Origin of the sequence: Wenyingzhuangia sp. 2_MG-2023 (assembly GCF_030548295.1) — a bacterium.
Classification (GTDB): Bacteria; Bacteroidota; Bacteroidia; order Flavobacteriales; family Flavobacteriaceae; genus Wenyingzhuangia.
Map to the genome: position 1 here is coordinate 429,578 of NZ_JAUOSB010000001.1, position 22,847 is coordinate 452,424.

19 protein-coding genes are annotated in these 22,847 nt (G+C 32.9%); 7 read left to right on the plus strand and 12 right to left on the minus strand.

The features are described from left to right. Positions 1-15: 15 nt before the first annotated feature. On the minus strand, positions 16-1,260 hold the full coding sequence (clpX, locus tag Q4548_RS01615) for an ATP-dependent Clp protease ATP-binding subunit ClpX (RefSeq protein ID WP_303450661.1): 1,245 nt from the start codon (positions 1,258-1,260) through the stop codon (positions 16-18). A gap of 33 nt (positions 1,261-1,293) precedes the next feature. Beyond that, positions 1,294-1,956: an ATP-dependent Clp endopeptidase proteolytic subunit ClpP gene (gene clpP, locus Q4548_RS01620; protein WP_303450664.1), complete on the minus strand. Its 663-nt coding sequence runs from the start codon at positions 1,954-1,956 to the stop codon at positions 1,294-1,296. Positions 1,957-2,089: 133 nt separating this feature from the next. Between clpP and Q4548_RS01625 the strand changes: the two genes are divergently transcribed. Together Q4548_RS01625 and Q4548_RS01630 are read left to right on the plus strand one after the other, a co-directional pair. Then, entirely contained in the window at positions 2,090-2,674 is a 585-nt protein-coding gene (locus tag Q4548_RS01625; RefSeq protein ID WP_303450667.1) for a hypothetical protein, read from the plus strand. A 69-nt stretch (positions 2,675-2,743) separates the two neighbouring features. Further along, positions 2,744-4,081 carry a DEAD/DEAH box helicase gene (locus tag Q4548_RS01630; protein ID WP_303450670.1) on the plus strand — a complete coding sequence of 446 codons (1,338 nt, stop codon included), beginning with the start codon at positions 2,744-2,746 and terminating at the stop codon, positions 4,079-4,081. 23 nt (positions 4,082-4,104) lie between these two features. Here Q4548_RS01630 and Q4548_RS01635 read toward each other — a convergent pair whose 3' ends face one another. The 4 genes from Q4548_RS01635 to Q4548_RS01650 form a co-directional block, all read right to left on the minus strand. Beyond that, a complete protein-coding gene (locus Q4548_RS01635) occupies positions 4,105-4,557 on the minus strand; it encodes a 3-oxoacyl-ACP synthase (protein ID WP_303450673.1) in 453 nt (150 codons plus the stop codon). Further along, positions 4,554-5,645, minus strand: a complete 1,092-nt coding sequence (gene dinB, locus Q4548_RS01640; RefSeq protein ID WP_303450676.1) for a DNA polymerase IV — start codon at positions 5,643-5,645, stop codon at positions 4,554-4,556. The genes Q4548_RS01635 and dinB overlap by 4 nt, the downstream gene beginning before the upstream one ends. A gap of 95 nt (positions 5,646-5,740) precedes the next feature. Further along, a complete protein-coding gene (locus tag Q4548_RS01645) occupies positions 5,741-7,606 on the minus strand; it encodes an ABC-F family ATP-binding cassette domain-containing protein (protein WP_303450678.1) in 1,866 nt (621 codons plus the stop codon). 53 nt (positions 7,607-7,659) lie between these two features. After that, positions 7,660-8,514, minus strand: coding sequence for a hypothetical protein (locus Q4548_RS01650; protein ID WP_303450681.1), 855 nt, complete (start codon positions 8,512-8,514; stop codon positions 7,660-7,662). 85 nt (positions 8,515-8,599) lie between these two features. Between Q4548_RS01650 and Q4548_RS01655 the strand changes: the two genes are divergently transcribed. Genes Q4548_RS01655 through Q4548_RS01665 form a run of 3 tightly spaced genes read left to right on the plus strand, consistent with a single transcriptional unit; the run spans position 8,600 to position 12,377 of the window. Continuing rightward, positions 8,600-10,282 carry an ABC transporter ATP-binding protein gene (locus Q4548_RS01655; protein WP_303450684.1) on the plus strand — a complete coding sequence of 561 codons (1,683 nt, stop codon included), beginning with the start codon at positions 8,600-8,602 and terminating at the stop codon, positions 10,280-10,282. Between the two features lie 52 nt (positions 10,283-10,334). Continuing rightward, positions 10,335-11,129: a DUF4292 domain-containing protein gene (locus tag Q4548_RS01660; protein ID WP_303450687.1), complete on the plus strand. Its 795-nt coding sequence runs from the start codon at positions 10,335-10,337 to the stop codon at positions 11,127-11,129. A 9-nt stretch (positions 11,130-11,138) separates the two neighbouring features. Continuing rightward, positions 11,139-12,377 carry a murein hydrolase activator EnvC gene (locus Q4548_RS01665; RefSeq protein WP_303450691.1) on the plus strand — a complete coding sequence of 413 codons (1,239 nt, stop codon included), beginning with the start codon at positions 11,139-11,141 and terminating at the stop codon, positions 12,375-12,377. A 21-nt stretch (positions 12,378-12,398) separates the two neighbouring features. Here the strand turns inward: Q4548_RS01665 and Q4548_RS01670 are convergent, their stop codons facing one another. The 3 genes from Q4548_RS01670 to Q4548_RS01680 form a co-directional block, all read right to left on the minus strand. Next, positions 12,399-13,103 carry a 3'-5' exonuclease gene (locus Q4548_RS01670; RefSeq protein WP_303450693.1) on the minus strand — a complete coding sequence of 235 codons (705 nt, stop codon included), beginning with the start codon at positions 13,101-13,103 and terminating at the stop codon, positions 12,399-12,401. Between the two features lie 88 nt (positions 13,104-13,191). Continuing rightward, positions 13,192-14,406: a hypothetical protein gene (locus Q4548_RS01675; RefSeq protein WP_303450695.1), complete on the minus strand. Its 1,215-nt coding sequence runs from the start codon at positions 14,404-14,406 to the stop codon at positions 13,192-13,194. Positions 14,407-14,599: 193 nt separating this feature from the next. Next, a complete protein-coding gene (locus Q4548_RS01680; RefSeq protein ID WP_303450698.1) occupies positions 14,600-17,326 on the minus strand; it encodes a TonB-dependent receptor in 2,727 nt (908 codons plus the stop codon). A gap of 201 nt (positions 17,327-17,527) precedes the next feature. On the opposite strand from Q4548_RS01680, the gene Q4548_RS01685 reads away from it, so the two are divergent. Both Q4548_RS01685 and Q4548_RS01690 read left to right on the plus strand, forming a co-directional pair. Beyond that, complete coding sequence (locus tag Q4548_RS01685) at positions 17,528-18,220, plus strand: response regulator transcription factor (RefSeq protein WP_303450701.1); 693 nt, start codon at positions 17,528-17,530, stop codon at positions 18,218-18,220. Continuing rightward, the gene (locus tag Q4548_RS01690; protein ID WP_303450704.1) at positions 18,210-19,250 is read left to right on the plus strand and encodes a cell wall metabolism sensor histidine kinase WalK; all 1,041 of its coding nucleotides are present in this window, start codon (positions 18,210-18,212) and stop codon (positions 19,248-19,250) included. The genes Q4548_RS01685 and Q4548_RS01690 overlap by 11 nt, the downstream gene beginning before the upstream one ends. A 57-nt stretch (positions 19,251-19,307) precedes the next feature. On the opposite strand, the gene purD is transcribed toward Q4548_RS01690, so the two are convergent. The 3 genes from purD to Q4548_RS01705 are packed head-to-tail and all read right to left on the minus strand — an operon-like array spanning position 19,308 to position 22,828. Further along, entirely contained in the window at positions 19,308-20,585 is a 1,278-nt protein-coding gene (gene purD / locus Q4548_RS01695; protein ID WP_303450707.1) for a phosphoribosylamine--glycine ligase, read from the minus strand. Positions 20,586-20,591: 6 nt separating this feature from the next. Next, the gene (locus Q4548_RS01700) at positions 20,592-21,164 is read right to left on the minus strand and encodes a sugar transferase (RefSeq protein WP_303450710.1); all 573 of its coding nucleotides are present in this window, start codon (positions 21,162-21,164) and stop codon (positions 20,592-20,594) included. A gap of 11 nt (positions 21,165-21,175) precedes the next feature. Then, positions 21,176-22,828: a DUF6909 family protein gene (locus Q4548_RS01705; RefSeq protein ID WP_303450712.1), complete on the minus strand. Its 1,653-nt coding sequence runs from the start codon at positions 22,826-22,828 to the stop codon at positions 21,176-21,178. Positions 22,829-22,847: the final 19 nt, after the last annotated feature.

Sequence of the window (22,847 nt, forward strand, 5' to 3'; positions counted from 1 at the left end):
TGTTATCAAGACTACTTATCCTGCTACACTTAGATGATTCAATAACTTCTTATCTAACTTACTATCTATGTAACTTTTTGTTACCTCAAAAGAAGACTCATCAGAACTAGGAAGATCAAACATTGCATCTGTAAAAATTGCTTCACACAAAGAACGCAAACCTCTTGCTCCTAATTTGTATTCTATTGCCTTTTCTACAATAGCATCCAATGCCTCTTCTTGAATTGAAAACTCAATTCCATCCATATCAAACAACTTGGTATATTGCTTGATTAGTGAATTTTTAGGTTCTGTTAGTATTGCTCTTAGAGCTATTTTATCCAAAGGATTCATATAACTCAAAATAGGCAAACGTCCAATAATTTCTGGAATCAACCCAAAACTTTTTAAATCTGTTGGAATGATGTATTGTAATAGATTTTTTTCGTCAACCCTATCTTCACTTAACGAAGCTCCAAAACCAACTGCTTGTCTATTTAGACGCTTGCTAATGTTGCGTTGAATACCCGCAAAAGCTCCACCTGCAATAAACAGAATATCTTTGGTATTTACTTCCGTAAATTTCTGATCTGGATGTTTTCGCCCTCCTTTAGGAGCCACATTTACAACCGTTCCTTCTAACAACTTTAACAAAGCTTGTTGCACTCCCTCTCCAGAAACATCACGTGTAATGGAAGGATTGTCTCCTTTACGAGCTATTTTATCTATTTCATCAATAAAAACAATTCCTCTTTCTGCACTTTCCACATCGTAATCTGCTGCTTGTAACAAACGGCTCAAAATACTCTCTACATCTTCACCCACATAACCTGCTTGTGTCAATACAGTAGCATCAACTATAGCAAACGGTACATTTAACATTTTTGCAATGGTTTTTGCTATCAATGTTTTCCCTGTCCCAGTATCACCTACTAGAATCATGTTACTTTTTTCTATCTCAACCTCTTCTTCTAAAGTATTGGGCTGTGTCAATCTTTTGTAATGATTGTAAACCGCAACAGCCATTGTTCTTTTTGTCTGATCTTGACCAATAATATATTGATCTAAAAAAGCTTTGATTTCTTTGGGTTTTTTAACTTCAAATTTTTCTTTATCATCATCTCCCAATTCATCCTCTACAGCTAGCACTTCCTCAGACAAGATTCCATGAGCTTGCTCCACACAACTATCGCAGATATGTGCATCTACTCCTGCAATCAACAGATTTGTTTCTTCTTTTTTTCTCCCACAAAAAGAGCACTCCATTCCTTCTTTTGACATTTTATCTGCTTTTTTAAGCAATCTGCTCTTTACTTATTTATTTCTTGTAAGAATTTCATCTACCATTCCGTATGCTTTTGCTTCATCAGCTTTCATCCAATAATCTCTATCTGAATCTTGTGATACTTTTTCAAAAGATTGTCCTGAATGATTGGCAATAATGGTATACAATTCTTGCTTTAATTTATTTATCTCTCTTACTGTTATCTCCATATCAGTAGCTTGTCCTTGTGCTCCGCCTAAAGGCTGGTGAATCATGACTCTTGAATGTGGCAAAGCAGAACGTTTTCCTGCAGCTCCAGCACACATTAATACAGCTCCCATACTTGCAGCCATTCCCGTACAAATAGTAGCAACATCTGGTTTGATGAATTGCATTGTATCGTAAATACCCAATCCTGCATACACACCTCCACCTGGAGAATTGATGTATATAGAAATATCTTTGGTAGCATCTACAGACTCTAAAAACAACAATTGTGCTTGAATCACATTTGCTACTTGATCATTAATTCCTGTACCTAGAAAAATAATTCTATCCATCATCAAACGAGAAAAAACATCCATTTGAGTAATGTTTAGTTGACGTTCTTCCATAATGTATGGCGTTAATGAACTAACAATTTTATCGTAATGTGTACTACTAATACCTTGGTCTTTTATCGCAAACTTTTCAAATTCTTTTCCGAAATCCATGTCTTATTTTCTTAATGGTTACAAAGGTAAATATACTAAAGTTAAGTTTAATTCAATTCTTAAAAAAATAGGGCTTTCAAACCCATCTGATTTTACTATTTTTGTTACAATTAGCGATCAAATCCATTTACTCATGAAGTTTTCTCAATCTTATCTGTTATTGTTTCTTTTTTTATTTCTTACATCTCAAAATTCTAACAGTCAAGACAAAACAATTCTAAATCAATTTGATGAACTTTATAAAAAATCTAGTACTTACGAAGATTACAAGGTTGTAAAAATTCAGAAATACAATCAGTTAAAAACTACAGTTGTTGATTCTTTGCAATCTCAACAAACTATCATTTCAGAAAAAAATCAACTCATCAGCAACAACAATCGTCAGATTACAGAGCTAAAACAAAAACTTTCTAATTTAGAAAATGAACTTAACAGTACTCAAGAATTAAAAGACAGTCGCTCTCTGTTCGGTATTCCTGTCAGCAAATTTGCATTCTCTTTAATCCTGTTTTTCTCTCACACTATTTTAATTATTTTGTTAGCTTTCTTTGCTTACAAATACAAAGAGAACTTTAGCGTAACGAGCAAAGCGGTAACAAATTTAAAATCATTAGAAGAAGAATTTGAAGATCATAAAAAATCATCTTTAAAACGTTTTCAAGAAGTAAACAGAAAGCTTCAAGACGAGCTAAACAAACAATGGCGAAAAGAAAAGTAAGCTATTTTACTTACAAATAAATCCTTAAGTCTTGTTTGCCTATCTTTGCAGCTAGAAACTTAGGAAATTATGTCTTTTGAAAATTTAAATCTCAACACTCAACTTCGCAACGCTATAGCAGATTTAGGCTATACGGAACCTACCAAAATACAAGAACAAGCATTTTCTAGCATCATGTCTGGTAGAGATGTTGTAGGTATTGCCCAAACAGGAACGGGAAAAACTTTTGCTTATCTCTTGCCTATTTTGCGCATGTTGCCCTTTTCAGAACAAAAACATCCTAGAGTATTAATTGTAGTGCCTACTCGTGAATTGGTGGTTCAGGTTTTAGATGCTTTGGACAAGCTAACGCCTTACATCAACATTCGCTATGGAGGAATTTATGGTGGAGCCAATCTAAACAAACAAAAAGAAATGATTCACAATGGATTGGATATTTTAGTATCTACTCCAAGACGTGTTATTGATTTAGGAATGGTTGGTGCCTTAAAACTAAAAAACATTCAAAAACTAGTCATTGATGAAGTGGACGAAATTTTTAATCTAGGTTTTAGATTGCAATTGATAGACATTATAGATTTGTTGCCCAAAAAAAAGCAAGCCATCTTGTTTTCTGCAACCATGACCGAGGAAGTTTCTGAATTGATTCAAGAATTTTTCAAAAACCCTATCAATGTAGAATCTGCTGCATCAGGATCTCGTTTGGAAAATATTGAGCAAATTGCTTTTGAAGTTCCTAATTTTTATACCAAAATAAATCTTCTGAATTATTTATTGCAAGAAGACGAAGACATGTCTCGCGTGTTGGTTTTTATAAAACACAAATATTTGGCCGATTTGGTTTTTAACGAAATCCAAGGAATGGCAGAATATCCAGAAGAATCATTTGCTTTGATTCATTCTAACAAAACACAAAATTACCGTTTGCGTTCTGTTGAGAATTTTAAAGAAGGTAAACACCGTGTTTTAATTACAACGGATGTATTGTCTAGAGGTGTAGACATTCCAAATATAACACACGTTATTAATTTTGATTTGCCCAAAGAAGCAGAAGCTTATATGCACCGAATTGGTAGAACAGGTCGTGCTGAAAATGAAGGTTTTGCTCTTTCTTTTATCACTAAAAAAGACGCTGAAATTCTAGAGGAAATAGAAACGTTGATGGATTATGAAATTCCAAAATACGAAATGCCCGAGGAGATTTTTATAGAAAGTAAATTATTAGAGGAAGAGGTGGAAATTGATGAAATTACTGCTTATCAAAAATTAGGATCTAAAGAATTTGCTCCTGGACCAGCTTTCCATGAAAAGAAAGAGAAAAATCAAAAAGTGAATTTAGGAGGTAGTTACCGTAGAATTATTGCTAAAAAATACAAAAAACCACAACGTAGGTATCCTAAAAAATAGCTAGTTGACAAATGAGATTTCTTTTACATCACAAAAGAAATCTCATTTTCTTTACTATTAAACACAAATATAGCTCCTTTCTGTTTTCCTAAAATCAATTTACCAATAGGTGAGTTGATGGAAACCACCATAATGCTTTTTTCTGCAACTACAATTTGACCAACACTTGTAGCTAAAAAGTAATTCAATCCAGAAGTTGTACCAACCAAACTCCCCACTTGCGCTTTCTTTTTTACAGAAACATCTATTTTTTGCAATACATTTTTTTGAGTTAAAACCGTTTGGTATTGTTGACCTAATTTTTCCATCTCCAATTGTAACATGGCTCTTCCTGTTTCATGTTTATCACCGGCGGAGCTTTTGGTTTCACTATTTAAATCTTCTTGATAATCTTGGATTGCATTCTGAATCTGCTGTAATTTTCCATCAATCAACCGAATACATTCTTGTAATATTTCTTGTTTACTCACCTTCATAAATCTAGTTTTAATTGAATGTATTGTTTTATTGTCTTAATTTCTTCATTGTCTAAATTATTGATAGAAATTCCTAAAAGACGAACCGAGTTTTCCAATTCTTGTTGAAACAAAAGTTCTTTTACAATTTCAAAAATCTTGTTTTCATTCTGTACAAAACCTTCCAACGTTTTGCTACGCGTTATTTGCGAAAAATCGCTGTATTTTATTTTCAAGGTAACAGTTCTTCCTTTTACTTGATTTCTCACCAATCTTTTTTCAATTTCTTGAGATAAGATTTTCAATTTCTCTAAAATAAAAATCTCAGAAGTCAAGTTCTCTAAATACGTATGTTCCGCTCCTACAGATTTTCGGGTTCTAGAAGGGCGAACAGGACTGTTGTGAATTCCTCTTACAATATTATAATAATGTTCCGCCGAACTTTTAAAATGCTCCTCTAAAAACTCTATACTTTTACTTTTTAAGTCAGCACCCGTAAAAATTCCCAAACGATACATTTTTTGAGTCGTTACTTTTCCTACTCCATAAAACTTTCCAATCGCTAATTTTTCTAAAAAAGGAACTACCTCGTCTGGTGTAATGGTTTTTTGTCCGTTAGGTTTGTTTACATCCGAAGCTATTTTTGCTACAAATTTGTTGGGAGCAATTCCCGCCGAAGCATTCAAACCTGTTTTTAAAAATATTTCTTGACGAATCAATCTTGCCATTTTACTTGCAGATGTTAGCCCTTTTTTATTCACTGTAACATCCAGATAAGCCTCATCTAGAGACAAAGGTTCTACCAAATCTGTGTATTCATAAAAAACAGCTCTTACCTGATTTGATATTTCTTTATAACGGGCAAAATCAGAATTCACAAAAATCAATTCAGGACACATTTTTTTAGCCAAAGAACCTGGCATTGCAGATTTAACTCCAAATTTCCTAGCTTCATAACTTGCTGCAGATATCACCCCTCTTCTTCCATCACTACCAACAGCAATAGGCTTTCCTCTCAAATCAGGATTGTCCAATTGAGCAACAGAAGCAAAAAAAGCATCCATATCTACATGAATGATTTTACGTGTTTTAGATAATGGATTCTCCAAATATATTACGTTAAATAAGGCTTAGTTTTACAAAAATAAAAAATCCCTAAGAGCATTGTCTGCCATTAGGGATCATTTGTTTAAAAACACAGTGACTATCCTTCTAATTTCTCAGACAATTCAAACCAACGCATTTCTTTAAATTCTATATCGTCTATAATTTTTTGAAGTTCTAATGATTTTTTATCAACAGCATCTCCTTCTATTTTCCCTTCTGCAAACTCCGCTTCAATCAATGCTTTTTTTCGTTGTAGTTTGGCAATATCACTTTCTAAGTTGATGTATTCCTTATTTTCTGCATAACTCAGCTTTGCACCTGTTTTTGGTTTTTCTTTGACTGCTTCTATTTTTGTAGGCACAATTTCTTGTTCTTCTGAGGTATCCGAGTTTTCATAAGCTCTAAAATCTGAATAGTTTCCAGGAAAACTTTCTATCACACCGTTTCCTCTAAAAACAAACAAACTATCTACAATTTTATCCATAAAATAACGGTCGTGAGACACTACTACCAAATTTCCAGGATAATCCAACATAAAACTTTCCAATACATTTAGCGTTACAATATCCAAATCATTTGTAGGCTCATCCAAAATTAAAAAATTAGGATTCTGAATTAAAACGGTACATAAATACAATCGTTTACGCTCTCCACCACTTAATTTTTCTACAAAATCGTATTGTTTCTTTTTGTCAAACAAAAATCTTTCTAGCAATTGACTTGCTGATATTTTTTGTCCTTTTGCCAGAGGAATAAATTCCCCAAACTCTTTGATGACTTCAATAACTTTTTGACCTTCTTTTACCTGAATTCCAGATTGATGGTAATATCCAAATTTAATGGTTTCTCCAACTACAATTTTACCACTATCTACATCCGTATTTCCTGTTAAAACATTTAAGAAAGATGATTTTCCTGTTCCGTTTTTCCCAATAATTCCAATACGTTCTCCACGACCAAAGTTGTAATCAAATTGATCCAACATCACCATGTCTTCCCAAGCTTTAGAAACTTTGTGAAATTCCACAATTTTGTTCCCCAAACGCTCCATATTTATTTCTAACTGCACTTTGTGTTCTGCACGTCTAGCTCTTGCTTTTTCTTTGATGACATAAAAATCATCTTGTCTAGATTTGGATTTTGTGGTACGTGCTTTTGGCTGACGTCTCATCCAATCTAACTCTTTTTTAAATAAATTTTTAGCTTTGGCTTGTACGGTTTGCTCTAGTTCTATTCGCTCTTCTTTCTTTTCTAAATAATACGAATAATTTCCTTTGTAACTATACAACTGCCCATTGTCCATTTCTATAATTTCGTTACAAACACGTTCCAAAAAGTAACGGTCGTGCGTCACCATAAACAAGGTAATTTTTTCTTTGGCAAAGAAAGATTCTAACCATTCAATCATTTCCAAGTCCAAATGGTTGGTTGGCTCATCCAAAATTAGCAAATCAGGTTTGCTAATCAATACGGTTGCCAAAGCCAAACGCTTTCGCTGTCCACCAGACAATCCACTTACTTTTAAATGTAAATTATCTAATTTTAATTTGGTTAAAATTTGTTTGTATTGTGTTTCAAAATCCCAAGCGTTGTATTGATCCATCATGTCAAAAGCCAATTGATATCGGTCTGCATCGTCTGGATTTTCAATAGCCTTTTCGTACTCTTGAACTATTTTTAAAACCTTACTATCCGAAGCAAAAATTACTTCTTCTACTGTTTGATTTTCGTCAAAAGCATCTTCTTGAGAAAGGTACGAAATGTGTAAATCTTTACGAGTTACCACTTGCCCCGTATCCGGAACGTCATTCCCTGCAATAATTTCTAACAAACGAGTTTTTCCTGTACCATTTTTGGCTACAAAGGCTATTTTTTGGTCTTTGTTAATTCCAAATGATAAGTTTTCAAACAATACACGTTCTCCAAAAGCTTTAGAAACGTTTTCTATAGATAAGTAATTCACACAAAAATATTTTGTACAAAAGTAGTTGATTAAGTTGAGAGTATGCTAAAAAGCTACCAAGCTTGTTCAAAAGTATTTTTATTTGTGTACAAATCTTTTAGCAATTCGTTTGCTCCCACATTCTTGTAAATGCTCATCACTTTCTGTGGCCATGTTTTTCTAAAATTGTAAGAATTTGGTCTACCTCCAATAGTGTAAACAAATTTTCTATTAAGAGAATCGTCAAACAAAATACCAACACCGTGCTCAGCAATCTGTTGATCTAACAAAGCTCTAGCTTCTCTATAAGCTTTAATTCTACTTGTTTCCGAAATAAATCTACTCACAAAATCCGTTACATTTTTCAAATTGGCCTGGGTAAGCTCATCCGGACGTCTTATAAAATAATCCAAGTCTTTTGTGGTTCCTGCAATTCCCTGTGGTCGATAATCTTTTTTTAAAGACGGAGGTCTGTTTTCCCAAACAATACTCGTTTTTGATGTTTTGGCCAACTTGGTTCTATCAATGATTGTTTTTTTGGTAAAAATGTTCTTTGGCATTTTTAACGCAGGCAATTCAGCTTCATTACCAGAAGCATTCAGACTTAAAAAATTTCCAGTAATTTTTCCCACATAACCTTGCCCCCATCCAGACTCTAATGACAGAATGCTCAAAACAGCTCCTGGTGGTACACGGTGTTGCACACACAATTCTGTTATGGGCAATGCCAAACGTTTGTAAAACTCCTTTACGTGGTTGTATTTTCTATACTTAAAATCTTTCCTAACCGTTATCTTTTTTGCCGGCTTTGGATTTAATTCTCTAAGTTTGATTATTTTAGTTTCTGGAGGTGTTGTAAGTCCTAAACAGACAAAATAAAACATACTCAACACACCAAAAATGAAAAAATATTTTTTAGGGCTATTCATAAAATCTTTTTAAAAAGAGCGCAAAGGTACGGAAAATTGATAAAACACATTTTTAATACTTATCCTTTTGGCTATATTTACATTTATGAAGCCATTAATTTCCGTAGAAAACCTAAATATCGCCTTTCAGAACCAAGATACTGAGAACCAAGTTGTTTTTGATGTTAATTTTGAAATTTTCCCAAATCAAATTGTGGGTATTGTTGGAGAATCCGGAAGCGGAAAGTCTGTTACCTCTATGGCAATGATGGGGTTGTTGCCCGAAAAAATTACTCAAGTTTCGGGAACTATTCGATACAACACAATCGATTTGACTTCTTTAGAACCCAAAGAACTTAGAAAAATAGTAGGTAAAGAAATTAGCATGATTTTTCAGGAACCTATGACTTCTTTAAATCCAAGTTTGACATGTGGAGAACAAGTTGCAGAAGTTCTGGAGCTACACACCAATTTGACCAAAAAAGAAATCAAAGCTGATGTTTTGGAATTGTTTCAAAAGGTAAAATTGCCTAGAGCAGAAAAAATGATGGGCCAATATCCGCACGAACTTTCTGGTGGGCAAAAACAGCGAGTTATGATTGCCATGGCCATTGCTTGCAAACCAAAATTGTTGATTGCTGATGAACCCACAACTGCTTTGGATGTAAGAGTACAGCATGAAATTATTTTACTTTTAAAAGAATTGCAGCAAGAAACCGAAATGAGCATTTTGTTTATTTCTCATGATTTGGCTTTGATGGCTGAAATTGCAGATCAAGTTATTGTAATGCAAAAAGGAAAAATAGTAGAACAAGGAAAAGTACAGGATTTGTTTTTACATCCAAAAGAGATTTACACCAAAGCATTGCTAAACGCTAAACCCAAATTAAACATCCGACTAAAAGAATTGCCCTCTGTGGCCAGTTACCTTCAAGAAAACTTTAAAGAAGAAGTGTATTCTGAAACGGAAAGAGCTGTATTTCATAAAAAAATATACAGTCAAAAACCTTTGTTGTCTGTTAAAAACTTAAAAACCTACTACACCTCTAAAAACAACTGGTTTACCAAAGCCTCTGTTGTAAAAGGAGTTGACGGAGTTTCTTTTGATGTGTACCAAGGAGAAACCATTGGATTGGTAGGTGAGTCCGGAAGCGGAAAATCTACCATTGGAAGAACTATTTTAGGACTAGAAAATGCCACCGCTGGAGAAATTTGGTACAACGGAATCAACTTGCTCTCCTTAAAAAATTCCGAAAGAAAAAAATTCCGACAAGAAATTCAATTGATTTTTCAAGATCCTTATTCCTCCCTAAATCCAATTCTAAAAGTAGGAGCTGCCATTTTGGAGCCTATGGAAAAACACAACATTCTAAATTCTAAAAAAGAGAGAAAGGCATACATATACAACTTACTAGAAAAAGTAGGTTTAGAAAAAGAACATTACGATCGTTATCCGCACGAATTTTCAGGAGGACAAAGACAACGAATTGGAATTGCCAGAGCGCTTGCCCTACAACCCAAACTTATTATTTGTGACGAATCTGTTTCTGCTTTGGATGTTTCTGTACAAGCTCAGGTATTGAATCTTTTAAATCAACTAAAGCAAGAGTTTCATTTTACTTATATTTTTATTTCTCATGATTTGTCTATTGTCAAATTTATGTCTGATCAGTTAATTGTCTTAAATCAAGGAAAAATTGAAGAGATTGGAGATGCAGACCAATTATACAACCAACCACAAACAGCCTACACCAAAGCTCTAATACAAGCCATTCCTAAAGGAATTTGATCGTTATTGTATCCTCCTAATAAATTGTATCTTGCACCCAAAAAAATAGGATATGTTATTTAGAGTATTTGCTGTTAGTTTGTTATTTTTCATTGTTTCTTGTCACTCCAACAAAACCGTGACGGGTACTGCCGAAATTTCTGCTATAAGTCCAGCCTCACTATACAAACAAAACCTCTCTCAGTCCTTTCAAAACTCTTCTATCAAAACGGTAAAAGTGGATGCTAAAATGTATTACAAAACTCAAAAATCCTCACAAAAATTAGGATTAAAAATGAGAATTGCCAAAGATGAAAAAATATGGATCAGTGGAGATTTTTTAGGAATTCCCATTGCTAAGTTATTGGTTGAAAAAGATAGTGTGCATTTTTACAACAAATTTGACAAAACCTATTTTAAAGGATCTTTTGAATTTTTACAACAAATCATTGGTTCTAAAGTTACTTACGAAACATTAGAACAATTGCTAATGGGAGATTTGATTTTATCCAATCGAAAATTTAAAAACTACGATTTAGAAATAAAAGACAATGCTTATTTTTTGTCAGAGTCTGAACCTCAAGACTACGCAAAAACAGCAAGTATTTATCCCATCATCTACAAAACCAAATATCAAAGTATAGAAAACAGTCTAAAAAACAATTTGTTTCAGGTTTTTTACAACAGTCACCAAAACATAGATAACTTTTTATTTCCTAAAAAATTAGAATTCCAAGCCAATAATCAAGGAAAATATTCTGTTATTTCTATGGATTACAGCAAAGTTTATGTGAACGAAGATTTGAGTTTTCCTTTTCAAATTCCTGACAGCTGTGACAAGCAAATTATTTTAAAACCCAAAAACTAATTTGTGAGTATGAAGAAACAAATTCTCTTTTTTTGCTACCTATTCTTAGCTTTCTCAACCTTTTCTTTTGGACAAACAGCCGAACAAAAGGAGCTAGAAAAAAAGCGAGAACAACTGCAACAGGAAATTGCCAGGGTGAACAACCTTTTGTTTAGTACCCAAAAAGAAGGAAAAAATCTACTCGAAACTTTAGACGATTTAAACACCAAGATAGACGTTAGATCCAAATTGATTCAAGCCATTGAAAACGAAGTTTCTTACCTAAAAAGTCAAATTTCTAAAAAAGAAAAGGAAGTTAAAAAGCTAAATGATGAACTTACTGCTTTGAAAAATGATTACGCTGCTATGATTTTAAAATCGTACAAAAGCAAATCAGAACAAAGTAAACTGATGTTTTTATTGTCTTCTGAAGATTTTTTTCAAGCCTACAAACGCTATCGATACATGCAACAGTATGCAGATTTTAGAAAAAAACAAGGAGATTCTATCATTCTAAAAACAGAAAAAGTAGCTGCCATTGCCAAAAAACTTGAAGGTCAAAAGTCACAAAAAGAAGAATTGGCTCAAAAAAACAAACAAGAAGCTGACAAAATTAAAAATGAAAGAGAAAATCAAAAAGATTTGATGCAAAAAATCAAGTCTAAAGAGAAAAAATATCTTTCGGAAATTAAGAAAAAACAAAAAGAAGATAGAGCTTTAGAAAAGGAAATAGAACGTGTGATTAGAGAAGCAATTGCTGCCTCTAATAAAAAAACAAAAACAACCACCTCTAAAAAAGTGGATGTCAACGCAAAATCAGAAGGATTTGCACTAACTCCAGAAGGAAAAGCACTGGCTACAAAGTTTGAACAAAATAGAGGAAATTTACCCTGGCCAGTTACAGAAGGAATTGTGACTCGTGCCTATGGAGTTATTCCACACCCTACACTTAGAGGAATTAAAATAGACAGTAAGGGAATTCACATTACCACTCGTAAAAATGCAATTGCCAGAAGCGTGTTTAAAGGGACTGTTTTGGCTATTCAATCCGTTAGTGGTCGTCATGCAGTATATATTCAGCACGGTAACTATATTTCGCTTTACAACAACTTAGACAAAGTGTATGTAAGCAAAGGACAAGAAGTGGTTTTAAAACAATCTATTGGAACGGTTTTTACAGACAAAGTAACCGGCAAAACTATTTTAAAATTTCAGATTTGGAAAGATACACAACGACAGAACCCAAAATATTGGCTTGCTAAAATGTAGCCTGTTTACAGTAGAAATTTTCTAAACAAAAACAACATCTTCATCCTCTACAGTAGGCTCATTGTTAAACTTTAAATAAACTCTAGACAAAGCCAGCACGTCTTGTTCACAATAACGAACAATTCTTGGCAAATCTTTTTCTTGATGATATACCGTTCCTACTTGACTACCGTCTATATCTCCTTTAGGACTAGGAACCTCTAATAAATAAGTTAATAATTTAAGAGATGTATAATGTTTGTAATCACCAAATTTCCATAGTTCCAAGGTGTCTAAATGAGGAATTTCCCATGGTTTTTTACCAAATAGATTTAGTTTACTTGGCAAATTTATACCGTGAATTACCATTCTACGAGCAATGAAAGGAAAATCAAACTCTTTGGCATTGTGACCACACATTAACTGTTGCGCTTGATTGAAATGTGTTTCTAATAATTTTTTTAAAGAAAGCAACACTTCTTTTTCATCTTCTGAAGCAAAGGAAGTAATTCTTAGTTTACCCGAAGCAAAATAACCAACCGAAATACAAACAATTTTTCCGAATTCAGCCCAAATTCCTGCGTTTGTATAAAACTCTTCTGCAGTAACGTCTTCGCCTCTTTTGTAGGCTGTTTTACCCGCAAACAACTCTTTTTCTATTTCCGGTACTTCTTGATATGAAGCATATAAAGGAACCGTCTCTATGTCTAAAAACAAGATGTTTTCTTTTGTTACTTTAAAATTCATAAGCTTTATTGCTAAAGTTAAGAAAGTAATGGGAATAAAAAAACCCACCTCTTCTGAGGTGGGTTTTTAAAAAGTTTTATTCTTAAAATTAGTTAATAGCTACAGTAGGTATAGTATAACCTGACCATGAAAAGATAGAGAAGTCAGCTCCAATACCAGCTTTAACAACCCCAGTAGCTTCATTAAATATAGTAGTATCTTCAGTTACATCACCTGTAATTGTACCTCCTACATTATTATCACCTACAGTACCCATTTTGTATGCGTTAGTTAAAGTTACAGAACCATTCCCAGAAGAATCATCTGTATCAATTAAATTACCAAACTGAGCTCCAGTTGTAGCAATAAAAGCAATGTTATTAATAGTTGCTTCAGTTCCTCTACGAATTTCAGCACCTGCTTTTAACTCAGTAGTTGTGTTAAAGTTTATGATAGTTACTCCTTCAAAAGTTGGAGTTGATCTTGGAGTTGCATTTTCATCAGATTCGTTAGAATCTCCTTCAATACCTCTTGGATCTTTACTTGCAGTATCAAAATCAGCTTCTCTTACACCAAAAGCGTTTGTAATAGTTCCTGTAAATCCTCCTGTAAAGTCAAACATATCATCTGCAATGTTTACACATAAGATACCGTTTAAATCAACAGTACCTCCAAAGAATTCAACACCATCATCAAAACCATACTTTACAACTAAGTGGTCTAATGTAGTACCAGAACCAACAGTGTAAAAAGAGAATCCATTAAATTCTGCATCTCCGTTAATTTTAGCTCCAGTGTACTCAGCAATTACGTAAGATAATCTTCCAGAGTTATCATCAGAAACTGCTTCAGCAGCTGATTCACCATAATTTAAACCAGCAACTTCAGATTGAACTGAATCTCCTTTGTTAGTTTGTGTTTTTCCAGCAATTACAATACCTCCCCAATCTCCAGCAGCAGGTGTTGCAGAATTAGAAGTAAAAAGGATAGGTTCAGCAGCAGTACCAACAGCCATAATTTTTGCACCTTGCTCAATAGCTACATAAGTATCTGTACGACCAGCATCAACTTTTACAGTAGTACCTGCTTCAATAGTTAATGTGTATCCATCTTTTACTAATAAAGCACCTGTTAATAAATAATCTGTACCTTTAGTTAAAGTAATATTACCTTCAACAGTACCATGTAAATCTCCTGCTACAACATCAGCATCTGAAGAAATAATTCCGTCTTTGATAGAACCTCCTCCATTACTGTCATCATCAGAACAACTAGTAAAAGTTAAAGCTGCAATTGCTAAAATTGATAAAATTGATTTTTTCATTTTAATAAAATTTTTATTTTGTTTTTGTTATAAATTTTGTTGACACAAAGTAAAGACAGACAATCACTTGTTTGAGTTAAGAACTTATTAAGTTCTTGTTAACTCTATCCGTATTTTGTAAAATTATCGTTAACCAAAAAAACATACCAAAAGGCATGTTTTTTTGGTTATTATAAACGTATAAATTTTTGTTTTAAAACTTATACCCTAAAGAAACTCCGAAGTCTACACCTCTCTTATATGACACATTTGTTAGTGGAGTATCTAAATTTCTAACTCTTTTAAATGATGGGTTTAAAATATTTTTAAGAGATATTTTTAAACTCATTTTATCATTAAAACTATGTTTTGCGACAAAGTCTAAAGTAGTAATTGCTTTTTGGATTACATCTTCTAAACCAATGGACCCAGAGTTTGTACCAATACTATATAGTTTATCTCCTTGATAATTTACAACCAAAGTAGCCATAGATTCTCTATCGTTTTTGGTAAATACATAAGAAATATCTCCATTAACAATAATTGGTGATGCTCCTTGTAGTTGTGATGTTGAATTTGTGGGTCTAAACAATCCTCTTGTTTTAAGATCTTGAGTTGTATGCATATAAGTAGCATTTGCTCCAAATTTAATTTTGCTAAAATCTTCACTTGTATCATCTCCAAAAGTAGCTAATGTTGTTTTGTATTCTACTTCTAACCCTACAACCTTAGCATCTCCAGTGTTTTCGTAAGAATATGCATTGTCTGATGCAGAATTTATTTCTATACGGTTGATTGAGTTTTGAATCATTTTTCCAAATACAGATGCTGAAATCAAACCTCCGTTTTCTGGAAAAAACTCATATTTAATATCTAAATTGTAGTTATCTGATGGTTGTAAGTTTCCATTACCTTGTTCAGTATAGTTAGCTCCTTCGTACACAAATTCTGCAATTTCTTTAAATTGAGGATATGTATAGGTTTTACTTGCGGAAAACCTAAATTGATTTTCATCGTTTAAACTATACTTTAAATTTAAAGAAGGTAAAATATATGTATTATTTAAAGTGGTTCCTGAGCTTGATAAGTTCGTGTCCCAATTAACATCCATTGTTATATCTTCTAAACGACCTCCAATACTAATAAAGAAGTTATCTGATAAATTATAATCCAAGTTTACATGGGCTGTGTTTACTGTTTTATCACCATCGTATGTAAAAGGATCTAAAGCATTACTAGCAAACCCCCTACCAGTTCTTACATCAAAGTCACCTCTATCTAAAGCTTGTTGATTTAACACAGCAGATAAATCATTCGGATCAAATAATTTAGAACTAGATAAAGCATTATGATCAAAGTACCAAGCTTTAAAGTCTCTAGTTGTATTTCTATAACTAGCTCCTAAACCTATAGATCCTTTTGTTTCTTCGGCACCTCTTTTTCCTAGATAAACTTTAGCAGAAAGATTGGCTACTAAATCATTTTCGTTTAAGTTTTGAAAATATCTACTATTTTCTCTTGCTGTACCTGTAGAAAATCTTGCTTTACCAGAAGGATCATCAAAAATAAGTACATTCTTTTTTCTATCTGGTTGATCATTTTTAACGTTGTTATATGCCAACCCTAAATCTAAGTCTAAATATTCACCAAATTCATTTTTAGAAATTAATTGATTTACTAATAATTTATCTTGACTTTCTGTTTGTAGCATTAAATTCACATCATTATTGTCATTAGTATCTCCGTAATAATCTTGTATTTTTTGACTATTAGAGTGAATAAAAACAGAGTTGAATAAAATTTTGTGATTAGAATTAAAAGCATATTCAAAATTACCCATTGCCAATTTAGAGGCTGAATAACTATATTCCTTAGCATCGTAAAAATTGGAACCTTGAGAAGTTGCATTTCTATGAGATACGTTAATTCCATCTTGAAATCTATAACTGTTTCCAAAAGAACCTACTAAAAAATATGAAAAAGAAGAATCATCTTTAAATCTATATTTTTTACCTCCATTTAACGAAAGACCTATTTTAGGTAAGGCAGTTGAAGCATTTGGAGAAATTTTACTTCCAAAATTATAATTTTTTAAATTAGTTATTGGCTGTTCTGTATTTGTTTGGATTCCTAAATAATTAGCTCCATCAATAGTTTTAAAATCTTTAAAAGTAGTTTGAGAATTGGCTCCTGTAGAAATTCCAATAGCAAAGTTAGGTTTAGTAGATGGTTGTTTTGTTTCTACATTAATGTTTGCCCCTCCTAAATCTCCAGTTACTCCAGACGAAAAAGTTTTACTGATTCCTACATTTTGTAAAACATCTGTAGAAAATAAATCTAAACTAATATTTTTGTTTGAAGGATTGTTAGATGGTAATGGCAAACCGTTTAATGTTGTACTATTATATCTGTCTCCTAATCCACGTACATAAACATCACTAGAACCTTGTTGTTTTGAAACTCCAGTAACTTTCGTAGTTGCCGCCGCCGCATCAGAAACTCCTTGTGATGATAATTGTTCTGCACCAACACTTTCTATAACTACAGTAGCTTCTTTCTGAACTTGCATCAAAGCAGATTCACTCTCTTTCGTAGTAACCGCAGTAATCATAACTGTGTCCAAAGCATCTGCTTGCGACTCCATTACTATAACAATTTTTTGTGTAACACCTGCTTTAACCACTATAGGTTTTTTTACAGTTTTATATCCTACAAAGTCGTAAACCAAAGTATAACTACCTGGATTTAATTGTAATTGATAAATTCCATCAAAATCTGTTGATGTACCCAATTGGGGGTTTCCTTCTACGTAAATACTAACAAGTGGCAATGGTTCTAAATCCATATCCTTATCTTGTACAGTTCCTGAAATAGTTCCTTTAGACTGAGCATACGTGAACACAGTCAATAAAGTAAAAAATGTAACTAATAAATTTCTCATTATCAATGCTATATTTGTTTAAAAGCTTGGCAAAAATCTATAATTAATACCTTACAGAGCCTAACATATCATTACTTTTGTGTTAACATACCGTTAAATAGATATGGATATTATGTTAACGAATCCTAAGCATTAAATGATTGTTAAAAAGTCTTTTGTATATTTAGAAAACATTAATTTTGTGACCTTAATAAAATAAAAATGGAAACAAATCAGATTAAGATACTTTTGGTAGACGATGAGCCAGATATTTTAGAAATTGTTGGATACAACCTTAAAAAAGAAGGTTACGATATTTACACTGCCAACAATGGGTTAGAAGCTGTAAATCAGGCTAAAAAAGTACAACCTCATCTTATTTTATTAGATGTAATGATGCCCGAAATGGATGGTGTAGAAGCATGTGAAAAGATTCGTGAAATCCCAGAACTAAAAGACGTTATTATCTCGTTTTTTACTGCTAGAGGAGAAGATTACAGTCAGGTTGCAGGCTTTGATGCTGGTGCCGACGATTACATCACTAAGCCAATTAAGCCAAAATTACTAACCAGTAAGATTAAATCTTTATTAAGAAGAATCAAAGATGGTGACTCTAGTACAAATAGTACAGACTTAGGTGGCATTATTATAGATCGTGATGAATACCTTATTATTAAAGAAGGTAAAAAAATTGTTTTGCCTAGAAAAGAGTTCGAACTTTTCTCTTTACTAACCTCTAAACCTGGTAAAGTATTCAATCGTGAGTCTATCATGAAAAAAGTTTGGGGTAGTGATGTTGTTGTGGGAGATAGAACCATTGATGTACATATTCGTAAATTGAGAGAAAAAATAGGTGACGATTACTTTAAAACAGTAAAAGGTGTTGGCTACAAGTTTATTTTAAATGAAAATTAAAAACTTTTTCTTTTTTTCTATCGCCATCGCATTCGTATTAATTGTATGTATAGATATAAGTCTTTTGGTTTTTATGCAAGTAACTTCCTTGACCATAAACTACAAAGCTATCTCTGTATTGTCCTTTTTTTTGTTTGTATTATTAGCAATTATTATTAATAGCGGTGTAGAAACCTATATAAATTTTAGGATCAACAAAATTTACAAGCAAGTAAGTACTCTTAAAAAGAAACGAATTGCCAACATCAATGTAAATGCAGATGAATTTGACTTTTTAGCTCGTGATATTTTAAAATACACTTATAAAAAGAAGAGAGAAATCAGCAAGTTGAATTATCGAGAAAATTACAGACGTGATTTTTTAGGAAATGTGGCTCACGAACTTAAAACGCCTTTGTTTACCGTTCAAGGTTATCTTTTAACATTGATAGAAGGTGCTGCGGAAAATAGAGAAATTAGAGATAAGTATTTAAAAAGAGCAAACAATGCTATTGAAAGGTTGAGTGAAATTGTAGGAGATTTAGATTTGATTACCAAACTAGAAACCAACGACTTAAAACTAAACATCGATACATTTAACATCATCAAAGTCATTCAAAAGGTTTTTGACTTGTTAGAAATGCAAGCCAAAAAGAGAAACATAAAACTAACATTAAACAAGTTTTACGACATTCCCGAATTTGTATTTGCTGATGAAGCCAAAATAGAACAGGTATTGATCAACTTGGTCATGAACTCAATCAAATACGGTAAAATTGGAGGAACAACCATTGTTTCTGTAGATTATGTGGATGATGAAAAAATTGTTGTAAAAGTTTCTGACAATGGTGAAGGTATTTCAAACACCGATTTGCCAAGAGTCTTTGAACGTTTTTACAGAGTAGACAAAAGTAGATCTAGAGACCAAGGAGGATCTGGATTGGGACTTTCTATTGTAAAACACATTATAGAAGCTCATGAACAAACTATAGATGTGAAAAGCATTGTAGGAAAAGGTTCAACATTTTATTTCACTCTTGAAAAATCATAAAAAAACGCTTAGATTCATTAAAATCTAAGCGTTTTTCTTTTAGATCAATCTTAGTTTTTACACCAAGTCAAATCCGATATCTTTTCTATAATTCATTTTCTCAAAAGAAATTTGATCTATTGTTTTGTAAGATTTATTTAACGCTGATGGAATATCATCTCCAAAAGAAGTTACTGCTAACACTCTACCTCCAGCAGATACAATCTCTCCATTTTGGTTGAATGTAGTTCCAGCATGATAGACAATAGAATCAACATCATTTTCTGTTCCTCTAATTACTTTTCCATTCTCATAAGCTTCAGGATACCCTCCAGAAACTACCACAACCGTAGTTGCCGTTCTAGGATCTACTTCATAAGATTTAGAAGCAATAGTCTGTGTAGCTACACCTTCAAACAAATCTAACAAATCCGATGTAATACGTGGCAAAACAGCTTCCGTTTCTGGATCTCCCATACGCACATTGTATTCAATCACAAAAGGTTCTCCATCAATATTCATCAATCCAATAAAGATAAAGCCTCTATAATCTATTCCATCTTTTTGCAAACCATTAACCGTAGGCTTTACAACTCTCTCTTCTACTTTGGTTAAAAAATCTTTATCTGCAAAAGGCACCGGAGAAATAGCTCCCATTCCACCTGTATTCAAACCTTTATCTCCTTCTCCAATTCTTTTGTAATCTTTAGCAGAAGGTAAAATTTTGTAATCTTTACCATCTGTCAATACAAATACAGACAACTCTATTCCATCTAAATATTCTTCAATCACAACCTTAGAAGATGCTGCTCCAAATTTCTCATTGGTCAACATGTCTGCTAATTCCATTTTAGCTTCTTCTAAATTATCAAGAATCAATACACCTTTACCTGCAGCCAAACCATCTGCTTTTAGCACAAATGGAGGTTGTAGCGTTTCTAAGAACGTTTGTCCTTCTGCTACAGTTTCTTTAGTAAAAGCTTCATATTTTGCCGTAGGAACTCCATGTTTGAACATGAATTTTTTAGAAAACTCTTTAGAACCTTCCAATTCTGCACCATCTTTTTTAGGCCCAATAACAGGAATATTTTTTAAATCTGCATCGGCTAAAAAGAAATCATGAACACCCGCTACCAAAGGAGCTTCTGGCCCTACAACTACCATTTCTATATTGTTCTCTAAAACCACTTTTTTTACAGCTTCAAAATCTGTTGGATTTATCGCAATATTTGTTGCAATTTTAGCAGTTCCTGCATTTCCAGGAGCCAAAAATAATTTTGATAATTTTTTGCTTTCAGATAATTTTTTTGCAAACGCATGTTCTCTACCTCCAGAACCTAAAATAAGAATATTCATCTTTTGTTATTTACCTTTTCCTTTAATGACCACGATTACGGTCAGTAATATTATTTTAATATCAGTCCACAAAGATAAGTTATCTAGATAAACTAAATCATAACGGGCTCTAATTTTCATTTGGGCAAATGTATCTGCATATCCAAAACGAATTTGCCCCAAAGAAGTAATACCAGGTTTTAATTTTTGAAGCTCTGCGTAATTAGGCATTTCTCTAATAATGTTGTCTAAAAAAATCTGCCTTTCTGGTCGTGGACCAACAATACTCATATCTCCTTTAAGCACGTTTACAAATTGTGGAAATTCATCAATTCTATATTTGCGCAAAATACTTCCCAATTTGGTAATTCTATTTGTTTCTTCGGCAGACAATAAAGGATCGTTTACTGGCGGAACCCCTTTCATGGTTCTAAACTTGTAAATATGAAACAACCGACCCGACTCACCAACTCTTTCTTGAAAAAAGAAAGGTCTTTCTCCTGTAGTTATAAAAATCAACAATGCTACAATAGGAACCAACCAAACCAAAACAGTGATTAGAATTAGGAAAGAAAATAGAATATCAAATATTCGTTTCAATATGTAGTTGTTTATCTATTAAAAATTTGTCCTATGATAGCTTCTGTAATCGCATAGGTTGGTACAACTCCTTTCATTCCCAATCCTCCTGAAGCCAATGTACTTCCTGAGTGAAGGGGATTGTCCGATGCATAATAGGCATATCTTACTTTTACATCTTTGGAAATATGATTTCTTATTTGCGAAGCTATTTGGATGGCTTTCTGATAATGTGCCCCTTCCATTTCTAAGCCCACAGAATTCCACGTTGTATTTTTAAAATAGTTTAGGATAAATTTATTTTGCAATGATGTACCCAAAACTGTGATCATATTTCCTGTAAAGGTGGACAAATTTAATTCTTTGAAATCATTTTCACTCAATTCATTGATAAAAAAATAATTATCTGCTGTTCCTTCTAAAATATGAGCCGTAGGAATCATAATATCTCCTTTTTGACCACATAGAATTCCTGCTTTCCCCATAATAGAAATAGACCTTACATCTAATTTTCTAGAATTCTCTTTTCCATAATTGTAAGGTTTCAGCAATTCATCCATCGTCTCAAAAGCTTGTTCACCAAAAGCGTAATCCATCACAACCAATACAGGAGCTGTTGCTTTCTCTTCTTGTGTAATAAAACTAGTGTCTATAATCTGTACATCTATATTTGCACCAGAAGTATCGTCTACTTCTATCAATCCTTTTTCCAATGCATAAGCCAAAACTTTACTTCTTTCTTGTTGCATATTAGAATCACTCAGCTTTTCGTACAAAGAAAAAACATCTTTATCTTGATAGTTTAACGCATCTTTTGCATACAAAACATTTAAAACGGAGTGCATGTTAGAACTTATGATATGAATAGGTCTGTCTAACATATTTTGATCATTCAAAACCTTCTTGATTGTTTTTGCCCAAATATTTCCATACACATGCTTCCCAACTTGATCTGCTAACATATCACTAAAACGAATCAAACGAAATTCATTGTTCAATTTTTCTTTAGCCGCTAAATTCCCCAACCAATAAATAATATGAAAAAAACGATCTGGGTCTTGGTTTGTTGCCAATTGAACGTAGGCTCTATTCAACTCATCAAAAGATCTTCCTAACAAATTAGACAAATACACAAACAGCAATTCTCTGTTTTCAGAAGAAATTTCTTGTTCAGACAAAACCAATTCTTCTAATTTGTCCCATTCATGAGATATTTCGTTCTTATATCCCACAAACATTCTGTTCAACAACTTGTGCGATTCTAAATATATAAAAGTCAAATGAGTCAACACATCATAAATATCAGATCGCCCTCGGGTAATTTCAATATTCATTTGTTCGTTATCTATTCTATAACAATTACGTCTTCTTTTGGGTGGAACTATTTTCTTAAAACTTGTTTCACTCAAGCCTTCTGTAGCCGTTAAATTGATAAATCTACACGTTTCAATCCCTTCTGGCAATCGATCTAACACATACAACAAACCTTGCAACTCAAACTTTTTTGGATCTGCAATAGATCCATAAATTTCTGGTTGTAGTTCTAGCAATGCATTTCTTAAAGACAAACCTGTAGACCCCATAGGCTTGTAATCTCCTCTATTAAACAAATGCAACATAGTTATGTACATTGTTTCTATGGCTCTTTTTGATTTTTGAGCTAAAATTCTTTCTTGTCTCTCCATAATAGATGGAAGTTAAGAA

What these genes read in the sequence shown, in the direction of transcription:
- Q4548_RS01705 (WP_303450712.1), bottom strand. Translation starts at nt 22,828, where the DNA reads ATGGAGAGACAAGAAAGAATTTTAGCTCAAAAATCAAAAAGAGCCATA.
- Q4548_RS01680 (WP_303450698.1), bottom strand. Translation starts at nt 17,326, where the DNA reads ATGAGAAATTTATTAGTTACATTTTTTACTTTATTGACTGTGTTCACG.
- Q4548_RS01660 (WP_303450687.1), top strand. Translation starts at nt 10,335, where the DNA reads ATGTTATTTAGAGTATTTGCTGTTAGTTTGTTATTTTTCATTGTTTCT.
- purD (WP_303450707.1), bottom strand. Translation starts at nt 20,585, where the DNA reads ATGAATATTCTTATTTTAGGTTCTGGAGGTAGAGAACATGCGTTTGCA.
- Q4548_RS01685 (WP_303450701.1), top strand. Translation starts at nt 17,528, where the DNA reads ATGGAAACAAATCAGATTAAGATACTTTTGGTAGACGATGAGCCAGAT.
- Q4548_RS01665 (WP_303450691.1), top strand. Translation starts at nt 11,139, where the DNA reads ATGAAGAAACAAATTCTCTTTTTTTGCTACCTATTCTTAGCTTTCTCA.
- Q4548_RS01650 (WP_303450681.1), bottom strand. Translation starts at nt 8,514, where the DNA reads ATGAATAGCCCTAAAAAATATTTTTTCATTTTTGGTGTGTTGAGTATG.
- Q4548_RS01625 (WP_303450667.1), top strand. Translation starts at nt 2,090, where the DNA reads ATGAAGTTTTCTCAATCTTATCTGTTATTGTTTCTTTTTTTATTTCTT.
- Q4548_RS01675 (WP_303450695.1), bottom strand. Translation starts at nt 14,406, where the DNA reads ATGAAAAAATCAATTTTATCAATTTTAGCAATTGCAGCTTTAACTTTT.
- Q4548_RS01655 (WP_303450684.1), top strand. Translation starts at nt 8,600, where the DNA reads ATGAAGCCATTAATTTCCGTAGAAAACCTAAATATCGCCTTTCAGAAC.
- Q4548_RS01690 (WP_303450704.1), top strand. Translation starts at nt 18,210, where the DNA reads ATGAAAATTAAAAACTTTTTCTTTTTTTCTATCGCCATCGCATTCGTA.
- Q4548_RS01635 (WP_303450673.1), bottom strand. Translation starts at nt 4,557, where the DNA reads ATGAAGGTGAGTAAACAAGAAATATTACAAGAATGTATTCGGTTGATT.
- Q4548_RS01630 (WP_303450670.1), top strand. Translation starts at nt 2,744, where the DNA reads ATGTCTTTTGAAAATTTAAATCTCAACACTCAACTTCGCAACGCTATA.
- Q4548_RS01670 (WP_303450693.1), bottom strand. Translation starts at nt 13,103, where the DNA reads ATGAATTTTAAAGTAACAAAAGAAAACATCTTGTTTTTAGACATAGAG.
- clpX (WP_303450661.1), bottom strand. Translation starts at nt 1,260, where the DNA reads ATGTCAAAAGAAGGAATGGAGTGCTCTTTTTGTGGGAGAAAAAAAGAA.
- clpP (WP_303450664.1), bottom strand. Translation starts at nt 1,956, where the DNA reads ATGGATTTCGGAAAAGAATTTGAAAAGTTTGCGATAAAAGACCAAGGT.